The 7,072-nt window shown below is 35.8% G+C and carries 7 protein-coding genes and 1 pseudogene; 7 read left to right on the top strand and 1 reads right to left on the bottom strand.

From position 1 onward, the window contains the following. Positions 1 to 137 precede the first annotated feature (137 nt). The 3 genes and pseudogenes from QNJ66_RS11095 to QNJ66_RS11085 form a co-directional block, all read left to right on the top strand. A pseudogene (locus QNJ66_RS11095) lies at positions 138 to 209 on the top strand (hypothetical protein); the annotation flags it as partial. Next, positions 210 to 338 (top strand): hypothetical protein, encoded by a 129-nt coding sequence (locus tag QNJ66_RS11090; protein ID WP_300506486.1) that lies wholly within the window; start codon positions 210 to 212, stop codon positions 336 to 338. Beyond that, on the top strand, positions 335 to 619 hold the full coding sequence (locus QNJ66_RS11085; protein ID WP_300506481.1) for a Uma2 family endonuclease: 285 nt from the start codon (positions 335 to 337) through the stop codon (positions 617 to 619). Before QNJ66_RS11090 ends, QNJ66_RS11085 begins: the two co-directional genes overlap by 4 nt. Positions 620 to 698: 79 nt before the next feature. Here QNJ66_RS11085 and glyQ read toward each other — a convergent pair whose 3' ends face one another. Next, complete coding sequence (gene glyQ / locus QNJ66_RS11080) at positions 699 to 1,574, bottom strand: glycine--tRNA ligase subunit alpha (protein WP_300506478.1); 876 nt, start codon at positions 1,572 to 1,574, stop codon at positions 699 to 701. Between the two features lie 250 nt (positions 1,575 to 1,824). On the opposite strand from glyQ, the gene QNJ66_RS11075 reads away from it, so the two are divergent. The 4 genes from QNJ66_RS11075 to QNJ66_RS11060 all read left to right on the top strand — a co-directional run bounded on the left by QNJ66_RS11075 (position 1,825) and on the right by QNJ66_RS11060 (position 7,067). After that, positions 1,825 to 3,924, top strand: coding sequence for an adenylate/guanylate cyclase domain-containing protein (locus tag QNJ66_RS11075; RefSeq protein ID WP_300506475.1), 2,100 nt, complete (start codon positions 1,825 to 1,827; stop codon positions 3,922 to 3,924). A gap of 182 nt (positions 3,925 to 4,106) precedes the next feature. Continuing rightward, on the top strand, positions 4,107 to 5,348 hold the full coding sequence (gene ctpA / locus QNJ66_RS11070) for a carboxyl-terminal processing protease CtpA (RefSeq protein ID WP_300506484.1): 1,242 nt from the start codon (positions 4,107 to 4,109) through the stop codon (positions 5,346 to 5,348). A gap of 172 nt (positions 5,349 to 5,520) precedes the next feature. Next, positions 5,521 to 6,708, top strand: coding sequence for a response regulator (locus QNJ66_RS11065; protein WP_300506472.1), 1,188 nt, complete (start codon positions 5,521 to 5,523; stop codon positions 6,706 to 6,708). After that, complete coding sequence (locus QNJ66_RS11060; protein ID WP_300506470.1) at positions 6,705 to 7,067, top strand: response regulator; 363 nt, start codon at positions 6,705 to 6,707, stop codon at positions 7,065 to 7,067. The genes QNJ66_RS11065 and QNJ66_RS11060 overlap by 4 nt, the downstream gene beginning before the upstream one ends. Positions 7,068 to 7,072 lie beyond the last annotated feature (5 nt).

The raw sequence follows: 7,072 nt of genomic DNA, 5'->3' as shown, positions 1-7,072 counted from the left end.
TTTAGGTATCCAGACAAAATGATAATTAATCAGAGATACAGTATGTGAAGTTTTTCTATATTGTTGGTTCACAGTCAAAAAATAATGCTAGAATAATGTAGATAAATATAGTATAGTCCACAACTAAGTTAAGTCAATTGATTTTAGGTTACTGCTATAAGCTTCGTCCTAATATTAGTCAGTCAGACAAGATTGACAGATGGATAGATATGCTTAGGGCTACCTATAATTGGTCATTGGCAGATCGCATAGATACCTATTATCAAAGATATATTTGTGGAGACTATTGCGACTTAAGAACAAAAGTAGTTATTACTCCTTTAACTTGTTTATATTGAAACGGACAACAGAAAATTATGCCGAGGTTGTTCCCGATTTAATCTTTGAAGTAAAATCAAAAAATGATAGTTTAAAAAAACTACGGGAGAAGATAGAAGAGTTTTTAAGTTTAGGGACAACCGTTGGGGTTTTAGTTGATCCTAGACAGCGTATTATAGAAGTGTATCGTTTGGAAAAAGAAATAATAACTCTTCAAGATGGCGACATTTTTAGCGTAACAGAAATACTCCCAGGTTGGGAGTTTCCTGTAGAAGAAATATGGGCCCCAGAGTTTGATTAATTCCTCTACAGAAAGACAAAAAATAGTTAGAATATTTTTGTATAATTGTCATTCCAAACTGACGAGGGATACCCATAAATTAAGATTTTTGTAAAGGGAAATTTAACCGTTCCCGTTGTTGTAAATATAAGTTAGCAACTTCTCGCGCTAAATTACGAATACGACCAATATAACGGGTTCTTTCTGCTACTGCAATCACTCCCCTTGCATCTAATAAATTGAAAGAATGAGAACATTTTAAAACATAGTCTAACCCTGGAAAAACTAAACCTCGATTAATTAATTGTTTCCCTTCTTGTTCGTACAAAGCAAACAGTTTAAACAATAAATCTGCATCAGATGCTTCAAAATTATAGGTACATTGTTCCACTTCACTTTGCAAAAAAATATCCCCATAATTTATGTTTTCATTCCACTGAATTTTAGTAATAGCTTCCACTTCTTGCAGATACATTGCTAACCGTTCTAAACCATAGGTTATCTCAATAGAAACGGGACGACAATCAATACCACCACATTGCTGAAAGTAAGTAAATTGGGTAATTTCCATGCCATCTAACCATACTTCCCAACCCACACCCCAGGCTCCCAAGGTGGGAGATTCCCAGTTATCTTCTACGAAACGAATGTCATGATCTTCTGGTTTAATTCCTAATATTCTTAAAGAGTCTAGATAAATTTCTTGGATGTTATTAGGAGAGGGTTTAATTAATACTTGATATTGATAATAATGCTGAAATCTGTTAGGATTTTCCCCATAACGGCCATCGGTAGGACGACGACAAGGTTCTACATAAGCAACGGACCAAGGTTCTGGACCGATCGCCCTGAGAAACGTATGGGGATTCATAGTACCTGCCCCTTTTTCTGTATCATAGGGTTGAACAATTAAACAACCACGTTCGCCCCAAAACTCGTTCAGTTTCGCAATAATTTCCTGAAAATTAATTGACACTTTTTGTCTGACTTCCCTATGTTAATTGTTTGCTCTAACAGACTTTATTATAGCAACAACTATTTCCATTCTAGATTATTTTAAGAATATTTAACACTAATTATTAATTAATGACCAGGAGTAAAAATAAAGTTTCACCAAAGTTTTAAGATTGAGTAGAGATATGTAAGTTAACCTAAAAAGTATAGAGACTTATAAAATATAGAACTAAATGAGATTTTTTAGTCGATTAAGTATTCAATCAAAACTGATGTTAATGTTACTAGCTGTTAGCATTGCATCTATTTTAGTAATTAGTTACGTTGGTTATACCAGTGGGAAAGAAGCTATCTTAGAAAACATACATGGTCAAATTACAGAATTAAGAAATTCCCGAGCAAGACAAGTTCAATCTTACTTTAATTATGTTAAAAATCACGCTATTACTTTAGCAGAAGATCCCACTGTTATTGAGGCTATGGAATCTTTCAGTGATGGTTTTAATCAACTGGAAAGTGAGGAAGTTTCTACCAGTATGATTTCCGAAATTTGGAGATTCTATGAAAAATTTTTTATTCCCCGTCTGCAAATGAATGTAGATGGAAATCCCACGGTGTTAAGGTATTTTCCCAAACAAAAAATTGCTCTTTATTTACAATATCATTATCTTGTTAAAAATCCTTATGACTTAGATAATAAAAATCTTTTAGACATGGCTAAGGATGGAAGCAACTATAGCAAAATACATCAAAAATTTAACAGATTTTTTCGGTCAATGACTACAAGATTTGATTATAATAATCTATTTTTAGTAGATATTAAAACAGGAAATATTGTTTACAGTGTCCATAAAAACACGGGGTTTGGTACCAGCTTAAAAAGTGGGAATTATTCTAATAGTGGGGCAGCAGATTTATTTAAAACTCTGCAAAATAATCGAGAAAGAGGAGCATTTGATGTCATAGATTTTCGTCCTTTTCGTCCTAGTTACGGTCAACCAGTAGCTTTTATTGGTAGTCCCATTTTCAAACAATCTAATTTAATTGGCATTCTTTTACTTCAGTTACCCGTTGACGAAATTAATCGAATCATGACCGGTAATTTTCAATGGGAAAAAGATGGACTAGGAAAAACAGGAGAAACGATTTTAGTGGGTTCAGATTATTTAATGCGATCTCAATCTCGTTTCTTAGTTGAAAACCCAGAAGAATATTTTAAAAAACTAGAAAAACAAAACGTATCTGAGAGAATTATTCAAAGAATCAAAGCCAATAATAGTCCTATTTTATTACAAGAAATAACCACAAATTCTATTAAAAAAGCACTAGAAGGGGAAGAAGGATTGGGTATTTTAGACGATTACCGTGGTGTTACTTCTTTGGTTGCCTATGCTCCTTTAAAGTTAGCCGATAGTTTAGACTGGATGATTCTCTCAAAAATTTATGTTAGCGAAGCCTTTGAACCAATCCAAATTTTTGGCAAAAGAGTATTAGTAACCAGTGCGATTTTAGTTCCCATTGTAACTATCTTTTCCCTATTTCTTTCTCGGCGTTTAGTGATGCCAATTTATAGGTTAATTTCTGGTGCAAAAAAAATAACATCAGGACAAACAAATGTTGTTGTAACAGTGCCATCTGATGACGAATTCTGTCAGCTTGCAACTGCATTTAATCAGATGGCAAGAACCATTGATGAAGAAAAAGAAGCCCTAGAAGAACAAATTAGACAAAACGATTCCCTACTCTTAAAAACCCTGCCAGCACCCATTGTTAAACGATTAAAAGAAGGAGAAGAACAAATTGCTGATAAATTTCCTCATGTAACAGTATTATCAGCAAATATTGTCGGTTTTGATGAAGAATGTGAGCTAATGAGTGCAGAAGAAGCAGTAGGAATTTTGAACGATATTATTACAGCATTTGATGATGCAGCCCAACGCCATGATGTAGAAAAAATTAGCACAGTTGGAACCTCTTATTTAGCTGCCAGTGGACTATTTGTGCCGAGATTGGATCGAGATAAAGCAGTCATAGAATTAGCCCTAGAAATGTTGAGAATTGTACGGGCTTTTAGTCAAGAAAGACAACATTATTTTGAGATTAGAATTGGAATTTACTCAGGAGAAGTGATCGGAGGCCTATTAGGTAAACAAAAATTTATTTATAACCTGATGGGAAATACTGCAAAAATTGCCCGTTTCCTAATGATTGTTAACTCCGTAGAAGGTAAACCGAATTCTATTTTAATTAGTCAAAATTTATACGAACCCTTGCAAGAATTTTATCAATTTTCTAGAATGGGAGAAATTGATGTTCCTGGACAGGGTAAGATGGCAGTGTGGTTATTAAGGGATGGTGGACATAAAAAGTAAAAATCTGACAATTCCCCCCGTCTCCCCCTCTCCGGAGTCTCCCCATCTCCCATCATATAAGAAGGTTTCTACAAAAATGCTGCTGTCAATCACCCTGTCAATTTGCTACAATTTCAGCACAATAGAAACACACTCATCAATTGCTTAAAGCAATCAACACCATTAATATTTTAGTTTGTCTCATGAGAAAAAGTGCATTTTGGGTAACTCTTCTAGTTATTTTTTCCCTCTTATTCAACTGTTTTGGTTGGACTCCCAATGCTAATGCTTTCACAGAAAATCAAAAGCTACTCTTGCAGTCGTGGAGACTGGTTAATCAATCCTATTTAGATGATACCTTCAACCATCAAAATTGGTGGTCATTAAGACAAGATTTACTAAAACGTTCTTTAGAAGATCGCGAGGAAACCTACGATACTATCGAAGAAATGTTAGCCACTCTTGATGAACCCTTTACCCGTTTATTAAGACCTGAACAGTATCATAACTTACAAGTTAGTACCGCAGGTGAATTGTCAGGTGTAGGCTTACAAATTAATATTAATCCTGATACAGGTAACTTAGAAGTTGTCTCTCCCATCGAAGGATCTCCAGCAGAAGCAGCCGGTATTAAAGCCCGCGATCGCATCTTAAAAATTGATGATGTGGATACCACCACATTAACCCTAGATGAAGCAGCCACCAAAATGCGTGGACCCAGTGGCACTAAGGTATATTTAACCATATTACCCTATCAAGAAACATCTGATATTCGTCAAGTAGAAATAACCCGCAACCGCATTTCTTTAAGTCCAGTTACTGCTAGTTTAAACCAACCAACACCGAACCTTCCCATTGGTTATATTCGTTTGAATCAATTCAGTGCTAATGCTGCTGAAGAAATGGCAGAAGCTATCAATAATCTAGAAAAAGAAGGAGCAGAAGGTTATATTTTAGACCTGAGAAATAACCCTGGTGGACTCTTACAAGCAGGCATAGAAATTGCCCGTTTATGGATGAATCAAGGAACCATTGTTTACACAGTCAATCGTCAAGGGGTGCAGGATAGTTTTACTGCATCAGGAAACGCATTAACAGAAGATCCCTTAGTATTATTAGTTAATCAAGGAACTGCCAGTGCTAGTGAGATTTTAGCCGGTGCATTAAAAGATAATGGTCGAGCAACATTAGTAGGAGAAAAAACCTTTGGAAAAGGATTAATTCAATCCTTATTTGAGTTACCTGATGGTGCCGGTTTAGCCGTTACCGTTGCCAAATATGAAACTCCTAATCATAACGACATTCATAAACTAGGAATTCAACCGGATAAAGTGGTTACTCAAGAGCCTATTTCCTATAGACAAATCGCAACAGAAGACGATGTACAATACGAAGCTGCGGTTGAACTATTAACCGGAAATTCTGTATTAGCAAATGCTAGTTAAACTATGAATTAAATTGAATTTTTTTAGGGGTGATGGATTCATTGCCCCTATTTTTTTATCTTATACCAAAAAAGATAAGACGGGTTTGACAACAGGATTTAGTCTGATGTTAACTTTTTAGGCAATTTTGGGAATATTAGTTTTAACAACCAATCTAGACCCAAAATCAATCATGTCAAAGGTTGAAACACTCAGTACCAAGACAAAAATAGGATTAAAAGAGTTTTTGCTTCAACTACAAAAACTCACAAAGACTAAGTTTAGTGGTTGCATAGAGATCCAAGTAAACAACCATGAAAACTGGACTTTGTTCTTGCGTCTGGGACGTTTAAGTTGGTCAGATGGTGGAACAAATTCAGGAGAAAGATGGCGAAGAAACTTGCAGTTATTTGTCCCTAAGTTGAATGCTACCGAATTAAAAAATATAGCTTCCCTAGAAGACAGTAACCAGCGATGTAACACTTTAGTCCAATTACTCGATCAAGGATTGATTCAAAGACAACAGTTAACGGAATTTATTTTAACCTTTAGCAGTGAGATTCTTTTTGATGTAATCCAATCGAGTCAAATCAATCGTAATTCCTTATCCTATGAAATTATTAGGGATGATTTAACCAACAAATCAGCCTTACTTTTACCCATGGTTGAGGTGATACCCACTCTCAAACAAACCCTAAAAACTTGGCAACAATGGCAAAATCAGGGTTTAGGGATTTATTCTCCCAACCTCTTTCCTATCATCACCCAACCAGAACTTATTTCTAATCAAATTTTTTCCGGCAACCAGTCATCAATTATTGCTCTTATTGATGGGATGCACAGTTTGCGCAGTTTAGCCATTAAAACCCGTTTAGATATTGTCCCCTTGATTCAGTTCCTATTGCCCTTAGCCAAACAACAAGCAATCAAATTTTCTCAAGTTTCTAGGAATCAAAAAAGTTCGATTTTCCCTCCAGGGCAAGATCAAAGCAAGAAAAACTTAATTGCTTGTGTCGATGATAGTGCTGGAGTTTGTCGAGGTTTAAAAAAAATAATCGACGCACAAGGTTATGATTTTGTCGGCATTCAAGACCCCTTAAAAGCACTGCCCTCTTTTTTGAAAAACAAACCCGATTTGATTTTTCTGGACTTAGTAATGCCCATCACCAATGGATACGAACTTTGTACCCAACTGCGAAAAACCCCAAGCCTAACAACCACTCCCGTGGTCATTTTAACCGGCAAAGAGGGCCTAGTCGATCGCATGAGGGCAAAAATGGTCGGGGCCAATGACTTTCTCTCTAAACCAGTGAAAGTCTCAGAATTAATCAAAGTATTGAACAAAAATTTAAGTCAATCTATTCAGGACAAATCAAAATGAGTGACATCCTTTTAGTTGAAGATAGTCAAGTCGAAGCCCAGAAAATAACCAGTTACTTACAAAACCAAGGGCGGTCAGTTTTAAGGGTTACTAGCGGTGAAGAAGCAGAAATCAGACTCAAACAAGAAAAACCCCATCTAATTCTCTTGGATGTCATTTTACCTGGAGAAAGTGGCTTTGAACTCTGTCGTAAGCTAAAAGCAGATCCCGTGACAAAAAAAATTCCCGTGGTCATCTGTTCCACCAAAAATAAAGAAATCGACAAAATCTGGGGCCGTATGAGTGGGGCCGATGCTTACCTAACGAAACCAGTCAAGGAAGAAACCTTACAACAAACTATTAATCAATTAATTGATTAAGGAGA

The organism is Crocosphaera sp., assembly GCF_030064895.1.
Taxonomy (GTDB): domain Bacteria; phylum Cyanobacteriota; class Cyanobacteriia; order Cyanobacteriales; family Microcystaceae; genus Crocosphaera.
This window is presented reverse-complemented; position numbering and strand designations above follow the sequence as displayed.

Excerpts from the sequence above, each read along its gene's own strand:
- QNJ66_RS11060 (WP_300506470.1), top strand. The coding sequence starts at position 6,705 with ATGAGTGACATCCTTTTAGTTGAAGATAGTCAAGTCGAAGCCCAGAAA.
- ctpA (WP_300506484.1), top strand. The coding sequence starts at position 4,107 with ATGAGAAAAAGTGCATTTTGGGTAACTCTTCTAGTTATTTTTTCCCTC.
- QNJ66_RS11065 (WP_300506472.1), top strand. The coding sequence starts at position 5,521 with ATGTCAAAGGTTGAAACACTCAGTACCAAGACAAAAATAGGATTAAAA.
- QNJ66_RS11075 (WP_300506475.1), top strand. The coding sequence starts at position 1,825 with ATGTTAATGTTACTAGCTGTTAGCATTGCATCTATTTTAGTAATTAGT.
- QNJ66_RS11090 (WP_300506486.1), top strand. The coding sequence starts at position 210 with ATGCTTAGGGCTACCTATAATTGGTCATTGGCAGATCGCATAGATACC.